20 protein-coding genes are annotated in these 21836 nt (G+C 61.7%); 11 read left to right on the top strand and 9 right to left on the bottom strand.

The window, feature by feature from the left end:
* Window positions 1-51: 51 nt before the first annotated feature.
* From HF916_RS13255 to HF916_RS13245, 3 genes are all read right to left on the bottom strand, one after another.
* Window positions 52-1092, bottom strand: a complete 1041-nt coding sequence (locus HF916_RS13255) for an ABC transporter substrate-binding protein (RefSeq protein WP_168789407.1) — start codon at window positions 1090-1092, stop codon at window positions 52-54.
* A gap of 154 nt (window positions 1093-1246) precedes the next feature.
* A complete protein-coding gene (locus HF916_RS13250) occupies window positions 1247-2641 on the bottom strand; it encodes a sensor histidine kinase (protein WP_168789406.1) in 1395 nt (464 codons plus the stop codon).
* Entirely contained in the window at window positions 2631-3308 is a 678-nt protein-coding gene (locus tag HF916_RS13245; protein WP_168789405.1) for a response regulator, read from the bottom strand. The genes HF916_RS13250 and HF916_RS13245 overlap by 11 nt, the downstream gene beginning before the upstream one ends.
* A gap of 249 nt (window positions 3309-3557) precedes the next feature.
* Between HF916_RS13245 and HF916_RS13240 the strand changes: the two genes are divergently transcribed.
* From HF916_RS13240 to HF916_RS13205, 8 genes are all read left to right on the top strand, one after another.
* Entirely contained in the window at window positions 3558-4577 is a 1020-nt protein-coding gene (locus HF916_RS13240; RefSeq protein WP_168789404.1) for an ABC transporter substrate-binding protein, read from the top strand.
* A gap of 39 nt (window positions 4578-4616) precedes the next feature.
* Window positions 4617-5411 (top strand): ABC transporter ATP-binding protein, encoded by a 795-nt coding sequence (locus tag HF916_RS13235; RefSeq protein ID WP_168789403.1) that lies wholly within the window; start codon window positions 4617-4619, stop codon window positions 5409-5411.
* Between the two features lie 16 nt (window positions 5412-5427).
* Entirely contained in the window at window positions 5428-6291 is an 864-nt protein-coding gene (locus tag HF916_RS13230) for an ABC transporter permease (protein WP_168789402.1), read from the top strand.
* Between the two features lie 929 nt (window positions 6292-7220).
* Window positions 7221-7487, top strand: coding sequence for a hypothetical protein (locus HF916_RS13225; RefSeq protein WP_168789401.1), 267 nt, complete (start codon window positions 7221-7223; stop codon window positions 7485-7487).
* Between the two features lie 336 nt (window positions 7488-7823).
* The gene (locus HF916_RS13220; protein ID WP_168789400.1) at window positions 7824-9257 is read left to right on the top strand and encodes a tetratricopeptide repeat protein; all 1434 of its coding nucleotides are present in this window, start codon (window positions 7824-7826) and stop codon (window positions 9255-9257) included.
* 97 nt (window positions 9258-9354) lie between these two features.
* A complete protein-coding gene (locus HF916_RS13215; protein ID WP_168789399.1) occupies window positions 9355-9837 on the top strand; it encodes a glycoside hydrolase family 108 protein in 483 nt (160 codons plus the stop codon).
* Entirely contained in the window at window positions 9837-10529 is a 693-nt protein-coding gene (locus tag HF916_RS13210) for a hypothetical protein (protein ID WP_168789398.1), read from the top strand. Before HF916_RS13215 ends, HF916_RS13210 begins: the two co-directional genes overlap by 1 nt.
* A 228-nt stretch (window positions 10530-10757) precedes the next feature.
* The gene (locus HF916_RS13205; protein ID WP_168789397.1) at window positions 10758-11075 is read left to right on the top strand and encodes a DUF4148 domain-containing protein; all 318 of its coding nucleotides are present in this window, start codon (window positions 10758-10760) and stop codon (window positions 11073-11075) included.
* A gap of 348 nt (window positions 11076-11423) precedes the next feature.
* Here the strand turns inward: HF916_RS13205 and HF916_RS13200 are convergent, their stop codons facing one another.
* From HF916_RS13200 to HF916_RS13175, 6 genes are all read right to left on the bottom strand, one after another.
* Entirely contained in the window at window positions 11424-11672 is a 249-nt protein-coding gene (locus tag HF916_RS13200; protein WP_168789396.1) for a hypothetical protein, read from the bottom strand.
* 229 nt (window positions 11673-11901) lie between these two features.
* On the bottom strand, window positions 11902-12948 hold the full coding sequence (locus tag HF916_RS13195; protein ID WP_168789395.1) for a squalene/phytoene synthase family protein: 1047 nt from the start codon (window positions 12946-12948) through the stop codon (window positions 11902-11904).
* 135 nt (window positions 12949-13083) lie between these two features.
* Window positions 13084-13968, bottom strand: coding sequence for an amidohydrolase family protein (locus tag HF916_RS13190; protein WP_168789394.1), 885 nt, complete (start codon window positions 13966-13968; stop codon window positions 13084-13086).
* A gap of 34 nt (window positions 13969-14002) precedes the next feature.
* The gene (locus tag HF916_RS13185) at window positions 14003-15904 is read right to left on the bottom strand and encodes a feruloyl-CoA synthase (protein WP_168789393.1); all 1902 of its coding nucleotides are present in this window, start codon (window positions 15902-15904) and stop codon (window positions 14003-14005) included.
* Window positions 15905-16040: 136 nt separating this feature from the next.
* Window positions 16041-17492 carry an aldehyde dehydrogenase gene (locus HF916_RS13180; RefSeq protein ID WP_168789392.1) on the bottom strand — a complete coding sequence of 484 codons (1452 nt, stop codon included), beginning with the start codon at window positions 17490-17492 and terminating at the stop codon, window positions 16041-16043.
* An 81-nt stretch (window positions 17493-17573) separates the two neighbouring features.
* Window positions 17574-18401, bottom strand: coding sequence for a p-hydroxycinnamoyl CoA hydratase/lyase (locus tag HF916_RS13175; protein ID WP_168789391.1), 828 nt, complete (start codon window positions 18399-18401; stop codon window positions 17574-17576).
* A 137-nt stretch (window positions 18402-18538) separates the two neighbouring features.
* Here HF916_RS13175 and HF916_RS13170 point away from each other — a divergent pair, with 137 nt between their 5' ends.
* The 3 genes from HF916_RS13170 to HF916_RS13160 all read left to right on the top strand — a co-directional run bounded on the left by HF916_RS13170 (window position 18539) and on the right by HF916_RS13160 (window position 21826).
* Window positions 18539-19039, top strand: coding sequence for a MarR family winged helix-turn-helix transcriptional regulator (locus HF916_RS13170; RefSeq protein ID WP_168789390.1), 501 nt, complete (start codon window positions 18539-18541; stop codon window positions 19037-19039).
* A 349-nt stretch (window positions 19040-19388) separates the two neighbouring features.
* Window positions 19389-20618 (top strand): 3-(3-hydroxy-phenyl)propionate transporter MhpT, encoded by a 1230-nt coding sequence (gene mhpT / locus HF916_RS13165; RefSeq protein WP_168791982.1) that lies wholly within the window; start codon window positions 19389-19391, stop codon window positions 20616-20618.
* A 68-nt stretch (window positions 20619-20686) separates the two neighbouring features.
* Window positions 20687-21826: a porin gene (locus HF916_RS13160; RefSeq protein ID WP_168789389.1), complete on the top strand. Its 1140-nt coding sequence runs from the start codon at window positions 20687-20689 to the stop codon at window positions 21824-21826.
* Window positions 21827-21836: the final 10 nt, after the last annotated feature.

Raw genomic sequence — 21836 nt, 5'->3', positions numbered from 1 at the left:
TCTAAAGGATGCCGGCGCGCCTCGTCGAGAGAGACGCGGCCGGTTTCCATCTTACGGCTTCACCTCATTGACGAACTGATTGGTGAAGGTCCTCGACAGATCGATATGACGATCCTTCACCGACGGGTTGAAACCCGCCAGCACCTTGAGCACCGTTTCCGGACCGTCGGCGGGCATCTTGCCGTCGACGGTGTACATCGGCAGCGTGGCCTTCAACGCGCTCACATAGAGCGCCTTGTCATTGCCGCTGTAGTCTTTCGGCATTTGAGCGGCGATCTCTTCGGCGCTATGTGTATTCAGGTATCGCAACGTCTTCACGAACGCGCGCGCGAGTTTGGCCGCCTCCTGCGGGTGCTTGTCGAGCCACGCGCTCTGCACATACAGGCTTGAGGCCGGATACGTTCCGCCGAGCGCGGCGCGCGTGCCTTCGACATTGCGCATGTCCACCAGCACCTTGGCGTCGCCGGATTTGAGCAGTTGCGAGACGGTTGGCTCGGTGGTCATGCCCGCGTCGATACGCCCTTGCCGGATCGCGGCGATAAAGCTGTTGTCGGCGCCCACTGGCAGCACCGTGTATTGTGAACTCGGCACGCCTTTGAGGCTGGCGAGATACTGCGTGAGAAAGTTGGTCGAAGAACCGAGGCCCGTCACGCCGAGCGTTTTGCCCTTCACGTCGGCCATGCTTTTGATCGAACCGGCTGCCTTGGTCGCGACCATCTCCACTTCGCCAGGCACCTGTCCGAACACGACGATCGCCTTGACTTCCTTACCCTTGGCTTGCAGATCGATCGCGTGATCGTAGAAGCCGACCACAGCCTGCACGCCGCCCGCGAGCAATTCGTTTTCCGCATCGACGCCCGCCGGCTGCGATTGCAGTTCGACGTCGAGCCCCTCTGCCTTGAAGTAGCCAAGCTGTTCGGTCAGGCGTGCGGGCAGATAGATGAGCTTGGTGATGCCGCCCACCATGATGACGACTTTTTCGGGCGAATCCGCGTACGCGGGCGCCGCCGGCTGGGCGAGCAGGAAGATCGTGAGCGACGCCGCGACGGCGGCATGGACGGCGCGCGCAACGCGCGTCACAGCATGAGGCATGGTGGGTGTCTCCGTTTATTTTTCCGCATCCGCGGTGAGCGCCTGAGGGATCGCCTGAAAAAATTCTAGGCGCGCGAATCCTTCTCAAAGCTTTCGCCGATGCCTGTCCGGTCCTGATTGCGGGTTTGTCCCGAGTCGCGGTGAAATAGCGGCTTCAACCGGCCTTAAACCGCTCTGCCGCGGCTCGCGGAAATGACACGCTGATGTGCACGCCTTTGCCACCCTCGCCCGGCTTGAGCGTGATCTCGCCGTGGTGGGCGTCCGCGATTTCACGCACGATGGCGAGGCCCAAACCAGTGCCCTCCGTATCCGCTGAAGCCCGGAAAAACGGCTCGAATACCCGGCTACGCGACTCGGCCGGAATGCCGGGACCATCGTCCAGCACGCTCACGGTGACGGTATCGGCGTCGGCGCTCACGCCCACGGTGACGTGACCGCCACTGCCCGTATAGCGGATCGCGTTCTCCGCCAGATTGGCAATCAACGCCTGCAGTAGCCCGCGGTGCCCCGCCACCGGCGCGGCACCGTTCAGTTCGGCGCCTAAATCGATGTCTCGCGCCTCTGCGAGCAACGCGAGGTCCTCCACGACTTCCATGGCGAGCGGCACCAGGTCCACCGTTTCCACGGTGAGTTGCGTGTTGTCGGCGGCCTCGGCTTGCGCGAGCAGAAGCAGCTTGTTCGTGAGACCCACCATCGAACGATTACTACGGTGCATTGCGGCCAGTGCTTCGTCGAGCGCGGGATTCAAGCCCTCCTGCTGACGGGCGAACTGCAATTGCGTGCCGAGCAAAGTAAGCGGCGTGCGCAACTGATGCGCGGCGTCGGCGATAAAACGGCGTTGCGCGGCCACCTGCACGCCGAGCCGCGCAATACATTGATTGATCGCTTCCACGATCGGCCGCAACTCGGTATGCAGACGCTCGACGCGAATCGGCTCCAGTTGCATCGGGTCGCGATCCGCCACCTCCTCTTTGACTTTCATCAGCGGCCGCAACTCGAAGGTGAGGCCGATGCACACCAGCGCGACCGCCAACACGATCATTTCGATCTGCCTCACGAGCTGCGGTTGCCACAACTGCTGAGCCATGGCGTCGCGCGAACGCACGGTTTTGCCGACCGTCACGCGCACGCGACGCGTCGCGCCATTGTCGTACATGAGACGCACGAGGCCAACCGCGCGCACAGTGTGGCCTTGCAGATGGGTGTCGTAGTGATCCGGCGTATCGGGTGCCTGCGCCGGACGCGTCGGGAAATCGGGTGTTCCGGCGAGCAGGCGTCCGTCGTCGACCTGCACGCTGTAGAACACCTGGTCGCGGTAGGGCGACACGAATACTTCGAGCGCGGCGGGCGGCACATCCACACGCAGGAAGCCGTCCACCCATTCCACTTCGCCCGCGATCATGCGCGCCGACGAAATCAACTGATTGTCCTGCACCAGATCCGCCGTGCGCCGCGCGTTGTCGTATTCGGCCTTGCCTGTCACGAACACGTACAACGCGAGTGGCACCAGCAGCCACCACAACAGGCGCATGCGCAGACTATTGGTCATCTTCTTTCTTGCGCAGCAAATAGCCGAGCCCGCGCAGTGTGACGATCGCTGCCAAACTGCCATCGAGTTTCTTGCGCAGACGCGAGATGTAGATTTCGACGGCATCTTCACTCGGCTCGTCGGCGAGCGTGAAGATCGCGTCGACCAGCGCCGGCTTCGTCACGGTTTTGCCCAGACGCAGGATCAACGTTTCGAGCACCGAGCGCTCGCGTGGCGTGACGTTCAGCGGCGCGCCCTTCAGCGTGAACTGCCGCGTATCGATGTCGAACGCGAGATCGCCGCACACCACTTCGCTCGCCTTCGAGGGTGACTGCCGGCGGATCGCCACCTTGATCCGCGCGATCAACTCGCGCACTTCGAACGGCTTGACCAGGTAATCGTCCGCGCCGGCGCCGAGCAGTTCCACCTTTTCGTCGATCGAGCCGCTCGCCGTCAGAATCAGCACCGGCGTCGCGTCGCCACGCTGACGCAGACGCCGCAGCACGTTCTTGCCCGACAGCTTGGGCAGATTCAGGTCGAGCAGGATCACGTCGTAGTGATTGGTGCGCAGCAGCTGGTCGGCGGCGTCGCCGTCCTGCACGGCGTCGAGCGCGAACGCCTCCTGCTCCAGCATCTTCGCGAGCCAGTGCGCCAGCGTGGGGTTGTCTTCGATGAGCAGCAGCTTCATGGCGGGAACGGCAAAAGTCAGGCCGTCGATTGTGCCGTAAAACAAGGGGGTTGCGCGCGTGCTGTGTGGTGTGCGGGATACGCCGCGAAGTTTTGGGCAGGGTTGCAGGAAAGTTGCGGGTTAACACCCATGATTTGCCCGCACCCCCGAAAGCTGGCAGAAGGTTTCCGATTTCTATAATCGCCGTCATTCATCCAGAAAGCGCCGCGCGCAACACACAGCGGCGACCAAACCTAAGGAGACTGCTTCATGCGTACCTTGCGCCAGATTGCCGCTGTGTCAGGTGTTGCGTTCACCCTTGCCGCCGCTTCGGCCGCCGCTCACGCGGAAAAGCTCACGATCATGGTCGGCGGCGCCACCAAGATCATCTATCTGCCCGCCAAGCTGACGGAGCAACTCGGCTACTTCAAGGACGAAGGCCTCGACGTCGAAATCCTCTCGCAGCCGGCCGGCGTTGACGCGGAAAACGAACTGCTCGCGGGCGCGGTGCAAGGCGTGGTGGGCTTCTACGACCACACCATCGACCTGCAGAGCAAGGGCAAGGAAATCCAGGCGCTGGTGATCTTCGGCCAGGTGCCGGGTGAAGTGGAAATGGTTTCCACCAAGGCCGTCGACAGCTTCAAGAGCATGGCCGACTCGAAGGGCAAAACGCTCGGCGTGACTGGGCTCGGTTCATCGACCAGCTTCCTCACGCAATACCTCGCACAACGTGCGGGCGTGCCGTCCACGCAATACACGCTGCTGCCGGTGGGCGCGGATAACAGCTTTATCGCGGCCATCAAGCAGAGCCGCATCGACGCGGGCATGACGACCGAGCCGACCGTCTCGCAGTTGCTGAAGACCGGCGACGCCAAGGTGCTGGTCGACATGCGCACGCTGGAAGGCACGCGCGCCGCGCTCGGCGGCACCTATCCGGCTTCGAGCTTCTATGTGCAGCGTGCGTGGGCGGAATCGCACAAGGACGACGCCGCGAAACTCTCGCACGCTTTCGCGAAGACGCTGAACTTCATCGCGACGCATAGCGCCGAAGAGATCGCCGCGAAGATGCCGAAGGACTACTACGGCAACAACAAAGACCTGTACGTGGGCGCGCTGAGGGCGTCGCTGCCGATGTTCACGAAGGACGGCAAGATGCCCGCCGACGGCCCGGATACCGTGCTGAAAGTGCTGTCGGCGTTCAATCCTTCGGTGAAGGGTAAGCATATCGACCTCGCCAAGACTTACACCAACGACTACGTGTCGGCACCGGTCAAGACGGCGGCGAAGTAACGCCTTTTCAACATCACGAGAACAACGAGGCATCAGCCGATGAATCAACCCCTGTCACGCGATACGCCAGCGATCGAGATGCGCAACGTGTCGTGCCGTTTCATTTCTCCTGATGGCAAGGCGACGATCGCGTTGCGCGACTTCAGCATGTCGGTGGCGCGCGGCGAATTCGTCGCGGTGGTCGGCCCCACGGGTTGCGGCAAGTCCACCACGCTCAGCATGATCACCGGCTTGCTGAAGCCCACCACGGGCGAAGTGCGCGTGATGGGCGCGCCGGTGGACGGCATCGATCCGCGTATCGGTTTCGTGTTTCAGGCCGACGCCGTGTTCCCGTGGCGTTCGGTGCTCGACAACGTGGCGGCAGGTCCGCTGTATCGAGGCCGTTCGAAATCCGCCGCGTACGACGAAGCCAACGAATGGTTGCGCCGTGTCGGCCTCGACAAGTTCGGCAAGCATTATCCGCATCAACTGTCCGGCGGCATGAGAAAGCGCGTGGCGCTCGCGCAGACCTTCATCAACAAGCCGGAAATCCTGCTGATGGACGAGCCGTTCTCGGCGCTCGACATGCAGACCCGCACGCTGATGCAGGACGAACTGCTGCAACTGTGGGGCGGCGCGGGCTCGGTGGTGTTCGTCACGCACGACCTGGAGGAAGCGATCGCGCTCGCCGACCGCGTATTCGTGCTGACCGCGCGTCCGGCGACGCTGAAGAAAGTGTACGAAATCGATCTGCCGCGTCCGCGGGTCACCTCGGAAGTGCGCTACGACCCGCGTTTCATCGAAATTTCGCGCGACATCTGGCACGACCTGCGCGAAGAAGTGCAGATCGGCTAATCAAGGAACGGCAAACATGTCTACTACCCCTCAACAGATGATGCGCTCGGGCATCGACGCCGCATCGCTCGCCCATGTCGAACGTGTGGCGCAAAAACGCATCCGGCAGCGTCACGCGCTGGTGATCTCGCTGCGTATCGTCGTGCTGGTGGTCGTACTCGGCGGGTGGGAACTGTCCGCGCGCCTGAAGTGGATCGACCCATTCTTCTTCTCAATGCCGAGCGCGATTTTCGAACAGATCATCGACTGGTTCGTGAACGGCACCTCGCAAGGTCCGCTGCTGACGCAAGTGTGGGTCACGCTCGAAGAAACCGGGCTTGGCTTCATAATTGGTTCGGTCGCCGGTGTGTTCTGCGGCATCGTGCTCGGCCGCAACAAGCTGCTGTCCGACGTCTTCAGTCTCTACATCAAGATCGCCAACTCGATTCCGCGCGTGGTGCTCGGTTCGGTGTTCGTGATTGCACTGGGGCTGGGTATGGCGTCGAAGGTGGCGCTGGCGGTGGTGATGGTGTTCTTCGTCGTGTTCGCCAACGCTTTTCAGGGCGTGCGTGAAGCCGATCGCTACATGATCGCGAATGCGCAGATTCTCGGCGCATCGCGCCGCCAGGTGACGACCTCGGTGGTGATCCCGTCGGCATTGAGCTGGATTCTTGCCAGCTTGCACGTGAGCTTCGGTTTTGCGCTGGTCGGTGCGGTGGTCGGCGAGTTCCTCGGCTCAAAGCAAGGTATCGGACTGTTGATCTCGACTGCGCAAGGCGCGTTCAACGCAAGTGGTGTTTTCGCCGCGATGATTGTGTTGGCCGTGGTCGCACTGGCAGCGGATTATCTGTTGACTGCGGTCGAACAGCGACTGTTGAAGTGGCGGCCGGCTGCGGTTTGATCACGGTGTCCCAGCACGCTGTATAGCAACACCCGCATCGAGGCTAATGCCGTTCAGTCGTGGACTGAACGGCATTTTCTTTTTTAGTCTATGAAGACGCGTTTCCTATCACCGCGGGAAAGGCGCAAACGCCATGCTGCAGTCCGGAGGCAGCAGCAGTGTTGCCAAAAGCAAGGCACCACACAATGCATTTGGCAATCTGATCACTTCATCTCCAAAGCGAAAGACTCGCCGTCAAAGTCATTCGTTCTTCAGCAGCGCTTCGATCCAGCGTCTTTCAAAACGCTAACGCCATGGAGCACGTATCGCACCATTTCCTTACCGCTATGCATTACTAATTGAAATGTTGATGGCGACGTTTATCGAAGCACTGGCAGCCGACGAACAACAGCGAGCGCAATCGTATGACGACGGATAGCGGTGGGACAGTCAGAGGAATCCATGCGCGGAAATTAGGCTTTGCCTGATTGCTGGCCGAACGACCTGATAGATTTCAAAATCGTAAGTTGATGCCGCGGTGAGGATGCGTCGTCCAATCAACTCAATCTGTAAGCCAAATCGAACCTTGAATGCGAGACGGGTGTTCAAAATCGCTACTTCCGTTTATTTTTTCCACATACGCATTCAGGATGGCTGATTAATACTTGAATTTGAATGCAACCCATCCGTCTCTTTCACATGGTGGAGGCAAGTCCGACTCTCTGAACCGTCGCCGAACGACAAAGCCTCAGCGTGCACCTTTCCTTGCAATACGAAGCATTTCGATAACGCACCTCCCTGGTGCGCTGCGCAGAATTCGACAAGGAAGCCGGTGATCGTCTCCGCCCTGTGTCCCGCCAATTTGTCCGGCATGTGTCGTGTGCAAGCCTGGCGGGACTTCCGAAATGCGGTGCCGCGAGGGCGGCGCCAAAGCTTTGAAGGAGAGGGACATGAAGAAGGCTCTGATCATCGCAGGCGGACTGCTTTGCGCGTTCACGTGGCAAGCGCACGCTCAGGACACCAGCACGGAGAGTACAGCGCAAGCTCAGCCGACAGCAGCCGACGCGGTGGGCGGGCAACCCTCCACCACTTCGATGTCCGGCGGTCCAGCAAAAGCACAGGGACTCACTCGTGCGGACGTCTACCAGCAGCTCGTTCAATCGCAGAAAAGCGGCGAAGCAGCGCGCCTGCAAGAATTGTTCAAGGGAGGCAACTGAACTGCGCCGTGGCATGGGAGCCGGTCGCGTAGCGGAATAATTCGCCGCCGGCTTCGCTGCATGAATGACGCCGTATTTGTCCCGTCGCCCGACGGGAGAAAATATGGCGCCTGATCGAAACACCTCATTTCCCCACCCACTCCCCGCCGCCTGTCTCCAGCCAGCAAACTCACGCTCCACATTCGTTGGCCGCCACGCAACACATTTCCGCGTTTACATTCGCTGCGAACGCCTACACGCCCGTTGCATAAGGCACTGTGCGCAATGGCACGGTCGATGCGTAATACACGCCACCCAGTCGTGCACTTACCAACATCGGTTGAATCGAGGTGCGTCATGTCGAGTGTGCAGAGCCAACGTCGGCGAGTGAATTGGCGAAGCCGGTCTTTTTCCGCGGAAGGCAGTTCAAAGCGTCACACTGCAAATCGCGACTTTTCAACCGGATTCGTGCCGCTCGGGTTGCGGACCGCCGGCTTCATCGGGCGAGGCCCGAAACAATTGTGGCCGTATGTTTTGCCGTGGGTTTTCGCGGTGCTCACCATCGGTTTTTTCTGCCTCGTGGTGCGCGGCGTACTCACGCGGCAATTGCTGGTGCCGCCCGTCGAAACGCCGCAGTCGCTGGTGGAACGCGGCTATACATCGAATTTTCTCGCGGAACGCATCATGTCTTCGATGCGAGCAATCGGTCAGGACGCCGAGTCGATCCCGCACGACACCATGACGGACAACGACGCACAACCGGACATTCAGATCCCCGGTCAGGAGATGTCGTATGCGACCACCGTGCGCTTCATCAAAGGCGTTATCAAACGCACGGACGTTGTCGTTCATGTCGGCATCACGAAGGTCAACGACAGCGCGGACGCCTACGTGGCGCATGTGCAGATTGAAGGCGGTCCGTTTAATTCCCGCGAAAGCACGGTGTCTTTCGCAGGACGCGACCTGGAGAAGTTCGTGCACGACATCGCGGTCAAAGCCATGCGTCTTGCCGAGCCGAATATTCTCGCCAGTCATCTCTACTCGCAAGTTCAGAGAACCAAGTGTTCGCTCGCGCAATGCGACTACGGCGAGATCGTCACGATCTACGACGAAGTGCTCGCACTGCCCGCCTCCGAGCAAGGCGAATGGGCGCTCGCCGGCAAAGCGTGGCTGCTTGCCAATCAGGGGCTGTCCAAGGAGGCCGAGCAGCAGACCCGCGAAGCGCTGACCGTGTACCAGCATTCGGCGGTGCTGCACGCTAGCCTTGGCATTGCACTCGAACAGCAGCATCGCATCGACGACGCGCTCGAAGCCTTGCGAGCCGGCGCCAGCGAGAAATCGAAGACGGCGGAAAATTTGCGTCTTCTCGGCGACGTGCTGTTGCATGCGAATCGCTATTCCGAAGCACTCGATGCATTCAAGCAGGCTGACAGAATGAAGCCGGACTCTGTCGACAACCTGCACGATTGGGGCGAAGCGCTCGTCACCGTGGGACGCTATGACGAAGCAATCGAAAAGCTCTCCCGCGCCGTCGCATTGCGCCCCGATCTCGCGCCCTCCTACGCGGAATGGGGCCGGGCACTGGATCGCAAAGGCGATCTGCCCGGCGCCTCGCGCAAATATGCGCAAGCGTTGCAACTCGATGCGGGGACTTTGTCAGCGCGAGAAAGTCATCTGGCGCGGCTTGCCAGAGCGGCGCAGGGAGGCAATCGCCCAGACGCGTCGAAACCCAACGGCGGCGTCAGGCCTGTTTCGAATCCACCCGCCTCAACTCAGTTGCAAACCGCGTAACGAACACCCGGCCATACCGGATGGTTGCCATGCAGATGGCTTGGTCCGCAGCACCTAACCGTTGCAGTCATACACCTAGTTGAAGAGGAGATGTTCGATGGACAATTTCGAAGATGCGTACAGGGCCCTGATCGGCAATGAAGGCGGTTACTCCTTCAATCCGCATGACCCTGGCGGTGAAACGATGTGGGGCGTCACGGCGCGCGTGGCACGCAGCGCGGGCTATGCCGGCGCCATGAAAGACCTGCCGCTGGATACCGCCAGACAGATCGCCAAACAGAAGTACTGGGACCCGCTGCATCTCGACGAACTCGACCCGCGCGTTGCCTTCCAGATATTCGACGCCAATTACAACGGCGGCCTGGTGGTGTTGTGGATGCAAAAAGCTTCCGGTGCGAAAGAAGATGGCAAGTTCGGCCCGGACACACTCGACGCGATCAAGAGCGCGGACCCTTTGAAGTTTGTCATGCGCTTTGCCGCCCATCGCTTGCGTTACCTGCGGAACCTGCACGCATGGCCCAATTTCAGCCGTGGATGGACCGAAAGAATGGCCGCTAATCTTCTCCTGGGAGCAGCATGATGGACTGGTCTAAAGTAGCGTCGAACATCGGCAGTAGCGCACCGCTTCTCGCCGGCCTCGTGGGTGGTCCGATCGGCGTGGGCGTGACGGCCGCCGCCGCGATTATTTCGCATGCGCTCGGCACGCCGAGCGATCCCGGCGTCGTGGAACTCGCGTTGAACGATCCCAGCGCGCTCGAGAAGGTCCGGCAAGCCGAGAGTGCGAACTCGCTGCAGTTGCAACAATTGATGGTCACTGCCGCCCAGGCGAGCCTTGCGCACCAAAGCGATATGGCGCGCATCCAGGCCGCCGATCGGGCCGACGCGCGCGCAATGGGAATCAGCAATAAGGACTGGGTGCCCAAAGTCCTTGCGATGGCGGTCACCGCCGGCTTCTTCGGCATTCTGCTGCTCATGGCCTTCCAGCCGCTACCGGGCGCGAACAAGGATCTCGTCAACGTGATCGTCGGCGCATTGGGTACGGCGTGGATCAGCATCATCGGCTACTACTTCGGCACGTCGGTGGGATCGATGCGAAAGACCGAACTGCTCGCCAAGCCCAGCGTGCCCATCACGCCGGACAGCGCGCTCACGCTGCGCGAGCCCGCGACCGCTTCAGTAGCGCATCCACAAGCGGCGCCGGCTCCGTCGCACAGCGAGGCATTCCAGCAATTCACGCCGGGTGGGCAGGGTCCGATTTTCTCGGGCAGTTGATGGCGATTCGTTCACGGACCAAACGAAGCACGCGACGAGAGAACGGCTCGCCGCGTGCTGCGTCGCGCGTGTCTTGCGTTTGAAGTTCAGCTGTTTGTCTCAAATTCAGCAACAAACATTACCTCAAACGGTGATTACTCTCTCCAGGTCGCAAAACTACAATGCAATCACTGAATACGAACAACAACGTTCGTAGCAAGATAAAAAACGAATTGGAGGTAGTTCATCATGAAATCGCTCATTCAAGCTGTTGTTATCGCTGCTGTGCTGGCCGCTCCTGTTGCTTCGTTTGCGCAGTCCAACCAGCCCGTGACCCGCGCCCAAGTGCGTGCCGAACTGATTCAGCTCGAAAAGGCAGGCTATCACCCCGGCCTCGCCGACCCGTACTACCCGGCCGACATTCAGGCCGCACAAGCTCGCGTCGCTCGTGAAAACGGCACCGCGCAGGCAGCGGAAAGTGGTTACGGTGGCACGGTGAACAGCGCTTCTCAAGCGGGTCGCCCGGTTCCCGCGAATGGTCCGAAGTCGGTTTATTTCGGCAATTGAGCAGTAGCCACGCGGTAATCAGGCAGTAACCCGACAGTAACCCGCTATACCGCGAGTTCGACGGCACAGGCACGAAGCATTCTTGTGCGACGATCAACCGCCTGGCGCGCCAGTAACCGGTGCGCGATGGTTCAAAACAAACTGGCCCGCGACCGGTGTCCCCGATCGCGGGCCAGATGTCTATCCGTTACCTCCGTCATCGGGTTCCCGATGGCTTCGCCTGGACCCTTCACGGTCCGGGCACTTTTTTTATTGGCGCCCTGTTCGGCGGTGCCTTTGTCAGTATCGAAACGGCGCCCGCAATGGCGGACCAGATGCCGGTTTCAGATGTTGGGCCGGCGACCCGCGTCAGTCGCGTGCGACGAGATCGCCCACTTGACCGCGCCCGGTGACGAGGCAGCTCGAGAGAAAATTCTCGCCCTGGCTGCTGGCCCCGATGTCTCCGAAGCCTTTTTTCAGCGCGTTCGATTTGACCATCTCCGCGCCCTGGTGACACGTTATTGTTCCCATCTCTCCCGCTTGCGCGCGCATCAGCGCTCTATCTGCCATCAGATAGCCGAGCAACAGCACTACGGCAATATTGAACGCTTGTCTCATGGTTCGCCTCCTCTTTGGAAGAGACTAACGCGAACCATGGATACACGGTCCTAGGGGTTTCCCGATCGATGGCTATTCCATGATGCAGATTAAATCAGGCCGAGGCTGTCGCAATGGTGTTGACTGGTGAGCACCATGTGAGGCTGGATCGAACAAAGGGGTTGTCCACCAAACTACGGCACCGGGTTTTTATCTGATACGTTCCCACACACTGTGTGTTTCGCCGCCCTCAGAGCCGGGCTTCGATTTGCCTGATTCGCTGTTCAATGGCGTTGCGCACCAGTCCATTCGAAGGCACCAGCAACAGCGACGACGCGATGATCTGATACACCCTATTACGCCGCACTTTGGACACTTTCTGCGGATCGAGCCAGGCATCGTTGTCCACGAGCAGGAGCAGCGTCTCAAGACCGATCAGAATCGGCCACAAACAGGCGAGCCGCAAACGCACGGAAAACGCGGGAATCGCCAGTGTGTAATCGAGGGCTTCGCGGAAATGATCGAGTGTCTTGCGCAAAAGCTCGACCATCAGCGGACGGGCACGCACGCAATTGGCCGGCAACAACAAATCCCGTGCGCTTAGACCGTATCGGTCGAGCAGGGTCTGCGGCAGGTAACAGCGGCCGATCCGCAAATCCTTGCCGCAATCACGCAACACGTTAGTCATCTGCAGCGCCTTGCCGAACCGCACACCGCGGCGAGCCATTGTCTCGGGCCGTTCCTTCAGCGTGCCGGGCATGTGCGCGTAGGTCATCGTGGTCCAGAATTCGCCGACGCAGCCCGCCACCAGATACGTGTAGCGGTCGAGTTCGTCGTATTCGCGCAGCGCCGCGATCTGGCCGGAACGTTCATCGGGGAAGGTGCGAAGATCGAACTCCATGCCTTCGGTCAGCGTCGAGACGATCTCGCGCACGGCCTTGCGATCCGATTCGCTCAGTTGCGACAACACGTCGAGCGCGGGGCCGAGCGATTCGAGCAGCACTTTCTCGTCCGATTGGTCCTGCTGCCCCGCCACTTCCGCGGCCATGCGTTGGAACAACGCGCCGTCGTCCGTCGCGCCGTTCACCTGAGCACGCAGCGACAACAGCAAGGCGAGGCGTTGTTCCGGCGAGATCAGCGAGGTGTCCGCAATCGTGTCGGCCGCGCGCGCCAGCAGGTAAGCGAGTCCGATCGGATCGCGCATCCCGACGGGCAGCACGCGCAGGGTGAGATAGAAGGAGCGTGAAACGCCTTTCAGGAGCGGGCCAAGAAGGAAGGCCCGGGTCGGATTCGGCATGGATGGGATCAGGTCGGTATTGGGCAAAAAAGCGGGCAAAAGTCAGGCGCTGCCGAATTGTATACGGCGAAACGCCTCTGCCGTGCGCGGTGGACCTGTCCTGCTCCCAACAACCCTCTCACCGCCCCTGGCCGCTCAGGTGTCTTTTTGAAGTCCCAGCAGGCCGATTGCGTTTTGCTTGAGAATCAACGGCTGCACCTCTTCCCTGAAACCGACCTGCTTGAAATCCTCCAGCCAGCGGTCCGGCTGAATCAGCGGAAAATCCGAACCGAACAGCATCTTGCGCTTTAGCACCGTGTTGGCGTGGCGGATCAACTCGGGCGAGAAATACTTCGGCGACCAGCCGGACAAGTCGATATAGACATTGGGCTTATGCAAGGCGATCGATAACGCCTGCTCCTGCCACGGCCACGACGGATGTGCGATCACGATGTTCATGTCGGGGAAATCCGCCGCGACGTCGTCGAGATGAATCGGCTCCGAATACTTCAGACGCAACCCGCCGCCGCCTCGCATGCCCGATCCCATGCCGGAATGGCCGCTGTGAAAAACCGCCGTGAGACGGTGTTCGGCGATCAGTTCATAGAGCGGATAGGCAAGGCGGTCGCTGGCAAAAAAGGCCTGCATCGTAGGATGAAACTTGAAACCACGCACGCCGTGTTCCTCGATCAGCTTGCGCGCTTCGCGCACACCCATCTTGCCCTTGTGCGGATCGATGCTCGCAAAGGCGATCATGATGTCGCTGTTTTTCTGCGCGAATTCGGCGATCTCTTCGTTCGGAATGCGCCGCCGCCCGAGGTTCGCTTCGCAGTCCACGGTGAACATCACGAAGCCGATCTTGCGCTCGCGATAGTGTTCGATGGTCTCGGGAATCGTTGGTCGCCGCCCGAGTTTCAGCACGGTGCCGAAGTACTTGTCGGCGGCATCGTCGAATTCCTTGCCGAACAGATCCGGCGGCTGGCAGCACGAAACTTCCGCGTGCACGTGGGTGTCGATTGCGACGAGTTGATCGAGATTCATCTACCGTTCCCTGTCTGATTCCGCGGCGCGCACGTCACGTCGCGCCGCATGCGTTCGCGACAATCACCGCGGGATCGCGCTGCGCCACGTCATACATCGTCTCGACGAGCGCGGCACGATGCGTCAACACCGCGCGTTGATTGATCGAGCCCTTGTCGGTGATCTCGCCGAGATCGAGCGACGGCGCAACGTCCATGAGCCGCAGACGCGCGATGGTGGTCGCGCCGCCCGTGGCGCTGCGATTGAGCGTGTCGAGCAGCGCGGCGAAGTGCGCGCGCACGGCGGGTGCTTCGACCACCTCTTGCGCGCTCGCCGAAGCGGGCAAGCGAGCCAGCCGCTTGCAATCGTCCAGACGTGGAAAGACCAGCAACCCCACATCGTCGCGATTCATGCCGGCGACCACCACGTCCTGCACATACGGCGCGCCTTCGGAAATCACGCGTGCCCGCATCGGACCGACGCTCACGAACGTGCCCGAACTCAGCTTGAAGTCCTCCGCGATACGCCCGTCGAACAGCAGTCCGAGTTCTGGTCGCGCCACGTCGACAAAGCGCAAGGCGTCGCCGCTGCGGAAGTAGCCTTCTTCGTCGAAGGCGTTCTGCAACTCCACCGCGTCGGCGCGCCAGTAGCCGGCCATGACGTGCGGCCCGCGATAACGCGCCTCGAGCTTGTCGCCGACCGGCGCGAGTTTGACTTCGCAACCGTGCGCGGGCAGGCCCACATAGCCCGCGCGCATGATCGGCCCCGTGGTGAACAGACACGACGGCGACGTTTCCGTCATGCCGAGTCCGGCCATGATGCGAATGCGCTCGCCGCAATATGTTTCAGTGACGCGTTCGAGCCGGTCCCACGCCGCTTGCGATAAGCCGGCACCGGAGAAGAAACAGACCTTCACGCGCGAGAAGAACGTCTCGCGCAGTTGCTCGTCGCGTTCCAGCGCAATCGCCAGCTCCTCCCAACCCTTCGGCACGTTGAAGTAGATGGTCGGCGCGATTTCGCGCAGATTGCGCAGGGTTTCCTCGAATTTGCCGTTGACCGGTTTGCCGTCGTCGATGTAGAGCGTGCCGCCGTTGTAGAGCGCGATGCCCACGTTGTGGCTGCCGCCGAACGTGTGGTTCCAGGGCAGCCAGTCGACCAGCACCGGCGGTTCCTTCGCGAACTCGGGAAACGTTTCAAGCAGCATCTGCTGGTTGCTGCACAGCATGCGGTGCGTGGTCGGCACTGCCTTCGGCAGCTTGGTGGAGCCCGAGGTGAAAAGAAATTTGGCGATCGAGTCCGGGCTCACCGTGGCGTGAACGGAGTCGACCGTGGTTGGCGTTGTGTTCAGCAGGTCGTCGAACGAAGTCACGTTGCGTGTCGCCGGCTGTTCTCGTGGCAATCTCGCGGCCACCACTTCAACATCGGCCGACACGACTGCGTCGATTGCCTTGGCGAACGTATCGTAGGCGCTTGCAAACACGAGACCCGGTGTCAGCAAATCGATCGTATGGCGCAGCTTGCCGAAATCGCCGGAAGCAAGCGCGTAGGCGGGCGAAATCGCGGCATAGGGAATCCCCGCCCACATCGCACCCAGCGCAAATTGCAGATGTTCGAGATCGTTGCCCGACAAAATCACGACGGGCCGTTCAGCGGAAAGATCCCGCGCGAGCAGCGCCTGGCCGATCGCGCGAGCGCTTTGCAATGCTTTCGCGTAGCTCAGGCCGATCCATTGACCATCGCTGCCGCGACGCGCCGCCAGCCATCGCTCGGGATGCGCTTGCGCGCCGCTCGCGAGCCGTTCGGTCATACGTTGCGGATGCTCGCCGAGCGGTTCAGCCGCGCGCAAATACCACGTGTCGCCCTGGCGTTGCGTGTGCAACGATGAAGCGCCGATCGTCGTCGCCCGGTAGCGCTTTGGCGCGTCGGGGGTGTTCGGTTGTATCGGCTCGGAATGCAAAGCCTGTCTCCTTGGAAAAGTGCCTGCGCGGCGCCTTGCTGCGACGCCGGGCGCTTCACTCTGTGCTCTGTGCCCTATGCGGCAAAGCCACCTTCTTTAATGCTTTGATCTGGTGTGAAAACCGCGAGCGCCACGCTCAAATCGGATAATGCCGAGGTCCGGTTTGAATCGTGATCCACCGCAGATCCGTGAACTCGGCAATCGACGCCTTGCTGCCGAATCGCCCGTAACCGCTTTTCTTCACACCGCCGAACGGCATCTGCGCTTCGTCGTGCACTGTCGGACCGTTGATATGGCAGATGCCCGATTCGATACGCTTCGCCACGTTCAACGCTCGGGACACATCGCGGCTGAATACCGCTGCCGAGAGTCCGTACTCGCTGTCGTTGGCGATTCGAATCGCTTCTTCGTCGCCGTCCACGCGTTGCACCGTGACCACCGGTCCGAACGATTCTTCCGCGTACAGCTTCATGGCAGGCGTGATGCCGTCGACAATCGCCGGTTGCATCACGGCGCCTTCGACCGAGCAGCCGACCGGCAACCTGGCGCCCTTCTCGCGCGCATCTTCGATCAACGTCTTGATGCGTTGCGCGGCGGCGGCGCTCTCGAGCACGCCGAGCACGGAATCCGCAGCGGCCGGATCGCCCGCTTTCAAAGTCAGCGCTTTCGCCACGAGTTTCTCGACCAACGCGTCCGCAATCTTCCGGTCGACGATCACCCGCTCCGTCGACATGCAAATCTGCCCCTGGTTGAAAAACGCGCCGAACGCGATGCCGGCCACGGCCGCATCCAGATCGGCGTCGTCGAGCACGACCACCGGCGCCTTGCCGCCGAGTTCAAGCAACGCCGGCTTCAGATGCGACGCCGCATGTTGCGCGACAATGCGCCCCACTCGCGTCGAACCGGTGAAATTCACGCGACGTACTGCCGGATGCGCAATCAGCCGCTCGACGATCGCCGGTGCATCTTCAGCGGAATGCGTGATCACGTTGACTACGCCATCGCCGAGACCGGCTTCCTGCAGCACGCTGCCGATCAATCGATGCACGCCCGGACAACCTTCCGACGCCTTGAGCACGACCGTGTTGCCGCACGCGAGCGGCATGGCAATGGCCCGCGTGCCGAGGATCACCGGCGCATTCCACGGCGCCATACCGAGCACCACGCCGCATGGTTGGCGCACCGCCATCGCGAGACTGCCCGGCACGTCGGAAGGAATCACGTCGCCGTCGATTTGCGTGGTCATGGCCGCGGCCTCACGCAACATGTTGGCGGCCAGCATCACGTTGAAGCCGTACCAGTTCGGCATCGCGCCGGTTTCGGCGACACCGGTTTCGATGAACTGCGCGGTGCGGGCGTCCATCAGATCGGCTGCCGCCAGCAACCGCTTGCGGCGCTCGGTCGGCGCCAGCGCCGACCAGGCCGGAAAGGCCCGCGACGCCGCTTCGACCGCGGCGTCGGCATCGGCTAGCGTGGCCGCTGCCGCACGCGATGCAACTCGGCCGCTCGCGGGATTGATCCGCTCGAAGGTCTTGCCGTCCGACGCGCCACGGCTTTCGCCGCCAATCAACAAAGTCACTTCATGCATGTCTGTCGTCTCCTCGCTGTCTCTCTCGCTGCGTCTCTCGCCGTAGTCTGCGTGAACCGAAGTCCACGCCGATGCGACCGATCAGCGCTTGTACGTTTGCAGACCCGGCTTGATCGCCTTGTCGTCGAGGAACTGCTTGAGGCCCTGTTCGCGGCCGCCTTCCGGATCGCGCAGTTGCGCCTGATCGAGCTTCGCGTACAGGTAGTCTTCGTTCTGATCCCACGTCAGTTCGCGGCAACGCTTGAAGCCATTCTTGGCGGCGCGCAATACCACCGGGTTCTTCTCCAGCAGTTTGCCGGCGAGCACGCGCGTCACCTCGCGCAGTTCGGCACGCGGCACGCTCTTGTTGACGAGGCCCATCTGCGCCGCTTCCTGCCCGGTGAACGTCTCGCCCGTCATGATGTAATACAGCGCCTGACGATGCCCCACAGTATCGGCCATCGCTTTGCTCACCAGATTGCCCGGCGGAATGCCCCAGTTGATTTCGGAGAGACCGAACGTGGCTTCATCAGCGGCAATCGCCAGGTCGCACGCCACCAGCGGCGAGAAGCCGCCACCGAAGCACCAGCCGTTGACCATCGCGATGGTCGGCTTCGCGTACATGCGCAGCAGTTGCCATTGCCAGCGGCACGCGTCGCGGCGGATTTTTTCCTGCAGGATCTCGGGGCCGGCGTCGACTTCGCGGAAATATTCCTTCAGGTCCATGCCGGCAGTCCACGCGTCGCCTTCGCCCGTGAGCACCAGAACCTGCGCTTCGGTGTCGAGTTCAACGGCTTCGAGCACCTCGATCATTTCCTTGTTCAGCGTCGGGCTCATGGCATTGCGCTTCTCGGGCCGATTGAACGAGACCCATGCGATTCCTTCCACGACATCGACCTTGACGGTTTTCCAACGGCCTTCATAACTCATCTGCTTTCTCCGTGAACGTTGGCCGCGACCGCGGCCTGATGAACACATTTAATATCAGGCTGCCTGATATGTAAAGCGGAAATTCACCCGCTCGGTGCAAACCCCTAGCGGCGGAATTCGCGTCGAGGCGCGCTAAGATGCGGGATAGACCGAACCTCCTGCCCATGATGAGCAAAAATCAAAATACGCCTGCCGAACCTGCCGCCACGCGCACTCGCCGTTCCAGCCTGCGCCTGACCTATGTGATCGGCAGTCTCGACCGCATTCTGCGACGCCGCATGACTGAAGCGCTCGCGCCGCTCGGCCTGACGCTCGCGCAATTCACCGCGCTTTCCGTGCTCGATGCCAAAGGACAAGCGTCCAATGCGCAGGTCGCCGAGCGTTCGTTCATCACGCCGCAATCAGCCAACGAAGTGATGAACGCGATGGCGAGCCGCAACTGGGTGAGCCGCGAGCCGGACCCGACGCATGGCCGCATCGTGCTGCTGCGACTCACGGATGAAGGGCGCGCCGTGTTGCGCGAATGCGAGCAGGCCGTCAAGACCATCGAAAAGCAAATGATGGAAGGCATCGAGCTCGATGCCGCCGGCGCGGTCCAAACCCACCTCGAAACTTTCGTTCGTAATCTGCGCGGCTAGATCCGCTCGCGCCACGTCGCCGAATTGCTAGGTGTTTTCACCGAACAATTTGCGCTTGTGTTATCAGCCTACCTGATATTAAATCCAGTCCACGATGCAGCGTGTGGAGACGCGCCGCATCGCCTCGAAGCAAATGCACCGTCGTCTGGCCATCGAAACGATGCGCCGCGCGCGGCGGTGTTCGCTGCGCTGCTGCCGGGCATTCAATCGCGGCCTCGACGATGATCTGAAGCCCGCTTGCCGAACCCGTCTGATGTGCAAGACGGCGACTCGGCATCTGCTGTCTCTCAGCGAAACCGGAAAACCACGCCATTTAATAAGGATCACTAACGTGAAAAGAGCCGGCACATTGAATTCGACCGAAGCCACCACGGTCCCGGCGACGTCCAGCCGGACAGGCGCCTTCGTCACCCTCGGATTGTGCTTTGCCATCGCCCTGCTCGAAGGACTCGACCTGCAGTCGGTTGGCGTCGCCGCGCCGCGCATGGCGCGCGAGTTCGGCCTTTCGGTCGCGCAAATGGGACTGGCGTTCAGCGCCGGCACCTTCGGCTTGCTGCCCGGCGCGATGTTCGGCGGACGACTCGCCGACCGCATCGGCCGCAAGCGCGTGCTCGTGATATCCGCGTGCCTGTTCGGGCTGCTGTCGATCATGACCGCGCTGGTGAGCGACTTTCACACGCTCGTGATCGTGCGGGTGCTGACAGGTATCGGACTCGGCGGCGCACTGCCGAATCTGATTGCGTTGTCGTCGGAAGCGGTTGAGCCGCGCTCGCGTAGCACCGCCGTGAGCGTGATGTATTGCGGCATTCCGTTCGGCGGCGTGATCGCGTCGGTGATCGGCGTGTTGAGCGCCGGCGACACCGAATGGCGTCACATCTTTTACGTCGGCGGTGCGGGACCGCTGGTGCTGGTGCCGCTGCTGCTCGTATTCCTCGCGGATTCGAAGGCGTTCACCAAAGCATCACGCGATGGACAAGCCAAGCCTGCGCCGGTCGGCGAAATCCTGTTTGGCGGCACGCGTGGCCTCTCCACCGTGCAGATCTGGGTTAGCTACTTCTGCACGCTGATCGTCCTCTACTTTCTGCTCAACTGGCTGCCCTCGTTGATGGCCGCGAGCGGTCTGACGCGCGCGCAGGTCGGCTACGTGCAGATCTTTTTCAACATCGGCGGCGGGATCGGCGCGTTGTGCATCGGCATGTTGATGGATCGAATGCGCTCGGGCGTCGTGGTGGCCGGTATGTATGTCGGAATCATCGCCTCGCTCGCGACGCTTTCGATGGCGCACGGCTTCGGCGCGCTCGCGGCCTCTGCTTTCTTCGCGGGCATGTTCGTGATCGGCGGCCAATCGGTGCTGTACGCGCTTTCCGCGGCGTTCTATCCGACGGCGATGCGCGGCACCGGCGTCGGCGCGGCGGTGGCGGTGGGCCGCATCGGCTCGGTGGTCGGGCCGCTCGCCGCGGGTCAATTGCTGGCGATGGGCCGCAGTTCGTCGACCGTGATCGGCGCGAGCATTCCCGTCACGCTGATCGCAGCAGCAGCCGCGCTGCTCCTGCTGCGCCGCCCGCGCGCCGACGACTGATCGTCCGCACAAGAAGACTCAACAACAACAAACACACACATTCATTCAACGGTTCGGAGACACCCTTCATGCAAGCATCCGCACGTCTTTTACTCTGCGGCGCACTGTGCACCGTCAGCGGCGCCGCAGCGGCCCAATCGAGCGTGACGCTCTACGGCATTGTCGATACCGGCATCGAATACGTTTCGCACGCGAACGCCGCGGGCAAGAGCGTGTTCCGCATGCCGTCGGTCACGGGCGAACTGCCTTCGCGCTGGGGACTGCGCGGCAATGAAGACCTGGGCGGCGGCTATAGCGCGGTCTTCACGCTGGAAAGCGGCTTCAACGTGCGCGCCGGCGATCTCGGCCAAGGCGGGCGGCTGTTCGGCCGTCAGGCATTCGTCGGCATCAAGAGCCCGTACGGCACGGTCTCGTTCGGCCGCCAGTACACGATGACGTACCTCGCGCTGATGGGCGCGGACCTGATCGGCCCGGACATCTACGGTCTCGGCTCGCTCGACGCCTATGTGCCCAACGCCCGCGCCGACAACTCGGTGGTCTACCTCGGCAGCTATGCGGGCGTGACGCTCGGCGCGAACTACTCGTTCGGCCGCGACGCAGCCGGCACCGGCAACTCGCCGGGCCAGGGCACGTGTACGGGATCGGTCGCCGGACAGGCGACTCAATGCCGCGAATGGTCCGTGATGCTGAAGTACGACGCGCCGCTCTTCGGCGTTGCGGCATCGTATGAAGAGCAGCGTGGCGGCAGCACAGCAGCGGCGAACTTCTTCGACGGCATCGCGCCGACTCCACTCACCAGCGCCGGCGACAAGGACATCCGCACGCATGTGAGCGCCTACGCGAACCTCGGCAAGGCCAAGCTCGGCGTGGGATGGCTCAACCGCCGCGTCGAACCGGGCGCGGACACGATTGCCAGCGTGCGTTCGAATCTGTTCTTTGTGGCCGCGTCGTACTACGTGACGCCCGCTTTCATCGTCGACGGTGAGGTTTATCACATCACCAATAGCGAACACGACACGCGCGCCACGATGGGCACGCTGCGCACCACCTATCTGCTTTCGAAGCGCACCGCTGTCTACGCCCAGGGTTCGTACCTCGCCAACAGCGCGAAGGCGCACTACTCGGTCAGCGCCGGCGGCGGCGGCACGACGCCCGCGGCAGGCACCGGCCAGACCGGCGCGATGGTCGGCATTCGTCATTCGTTCTAGGAGACACAGC

It is taken from the genome of Paraburkholderia aromaticivorans, assembly GCF_012689525.1.
Taxonomy (GTDB): domain Bacteria; phylum Pseudomonadota; class Gammaproteobacteria; order Burkholderiales; family Burkholderiaceae; genus Paraburkholderia; species Paraburkholderia aromaticivorans_A.
The sequence above is the reverse complement of the archived record's forward strand: the minus strand, read 5'-3'. Positions and strand labels throughout refer to the sequence as shown.

Bases quoted from the DNA above. Each gene is read 5' to 3' on its own strand.
- HF916_RS13250 (WP_168789406.1), bottom strand. From the start codon at position 2,641: ATGACCAATAGTCTGCGCATGCGCCTGTTGTGGTGGCTGCTGGTGCCA.
- HF916_RS13190 (WP_168789394.1), bottom strand. From the start codon at position 13,968: ATGAATCTCGATCAACTCGTCGCAATCGACACCCACGTGCACGCGGAA.
- HF916_RS13230 (WP_168789402.1), top strand. From the start codon at position 5,428: ATGTCTACTACCCCTCAACAGATGATGCGCTCGGGCATCGACGCCGCA.
- HF916_RS13215 (WP_168789399.1), top strand. From the start codon at position 9,355: ATGGACAATTTCGAAGATGCGTACAGGGCCCTGATCGGCAATGAAGGC.
- HF916_RS13205 (WP_168789397.1), top strand. From the start codon at position 10,758: ATGAAATCGCTCATTCAAGCTGTTGTTATCGCTGCTGTGCTGGCCGCT.
- HF916_RS13210 (WP_168789398.1), top strand. From the start codon at position 9,837: ATGGACTGGTCTAAAGTAGCGTCGAACATCGGCAGTAGCGCACCGCTT.
- HF916_RS13170 (WP_168789390.1), top strand. From the start codon at position 18,539: ATGCGGGATAGACCGAACCTCCTGCCCATGATGAGCAAAAATCAAAAT.
- HF916_RS13235 (WP_168789403.1), top strand. From the start codon at position 4,617: ATGAATCAACCCCTGTCACGCGATACGCCAGCGATCGAGATGCGCAAC.
- HF916_RS13255 (WP_168789407.1), bottom strand. From the start codon at position 1,092: ATGCCTCATGCTGTGACGCGCGTTGCGCGCGCCGTCCATGCCGCCGTC.
- HF916_RS13200 (WP_168789396.1), bottom strand. From the start codon at position 11,672: ATGAGACAAGCGTTCAATATTGCCGTAGTGCTGTTGCTCGGCTATCTG.
- HF916_RS13195 (WP_168789395.1), bottom strand. From the start codon at position 12,948: ATGCCGAATCCGACCCGGGCCTTCCTTCTTGGCCCGCTCCTGAAAGGC.
- HF916_RS13245 (WP_168789405.1), bottom strand. From the start codon at position 3,308: ATGAAGCTGCTGCTCATCGAAGACAACCCCACGCTGGCGCACTGGCTC.
- HF916_RS13160 (WP_168789389.1), top strand. From the start codon at position 20,687: ATGCAAGCATCCGCACGTCTTTTACTCTGCGGCGCACTGTGCACCGTC.
- HF916_RS13240 (WP_168789404.1), top strand. From the start codon at position 3,558: ATGCGTACCTTGCGCCAGATTGCCGCTGTGTCAGGTGTTGCGTTCACC.
- HF916_RS13175 (WP_168789391.1), bottom strand. From the start codon at position 18,401: ATGAGTTATGAAGGCCGTTGGAAAACCGTCAAGGTCGATGTCGTGGAA.
- HF916_RS13180 (WP_168789392.1), bottom strand. From the start codon at position 17,492: ATGCATGAAGTGACTTTGTTGATTGGCGGCGAAAGCCGTGGCGCGTCG.
- HF916_RS13225 (WP_168789401.1), top strand. From the start codon at position 7,221: ATGAAGAAGGCTCTGATCATCGCAGGCGGACTGCTTTGCGCGTTCACG.
- HF916_RS13220 (WP_168789400.1), top strand. From the start codon at position 7,824: ATGTCGAGTGTGCAGAGCCAACGTCGGCGAGTGAATTGGCGAAGCCGG.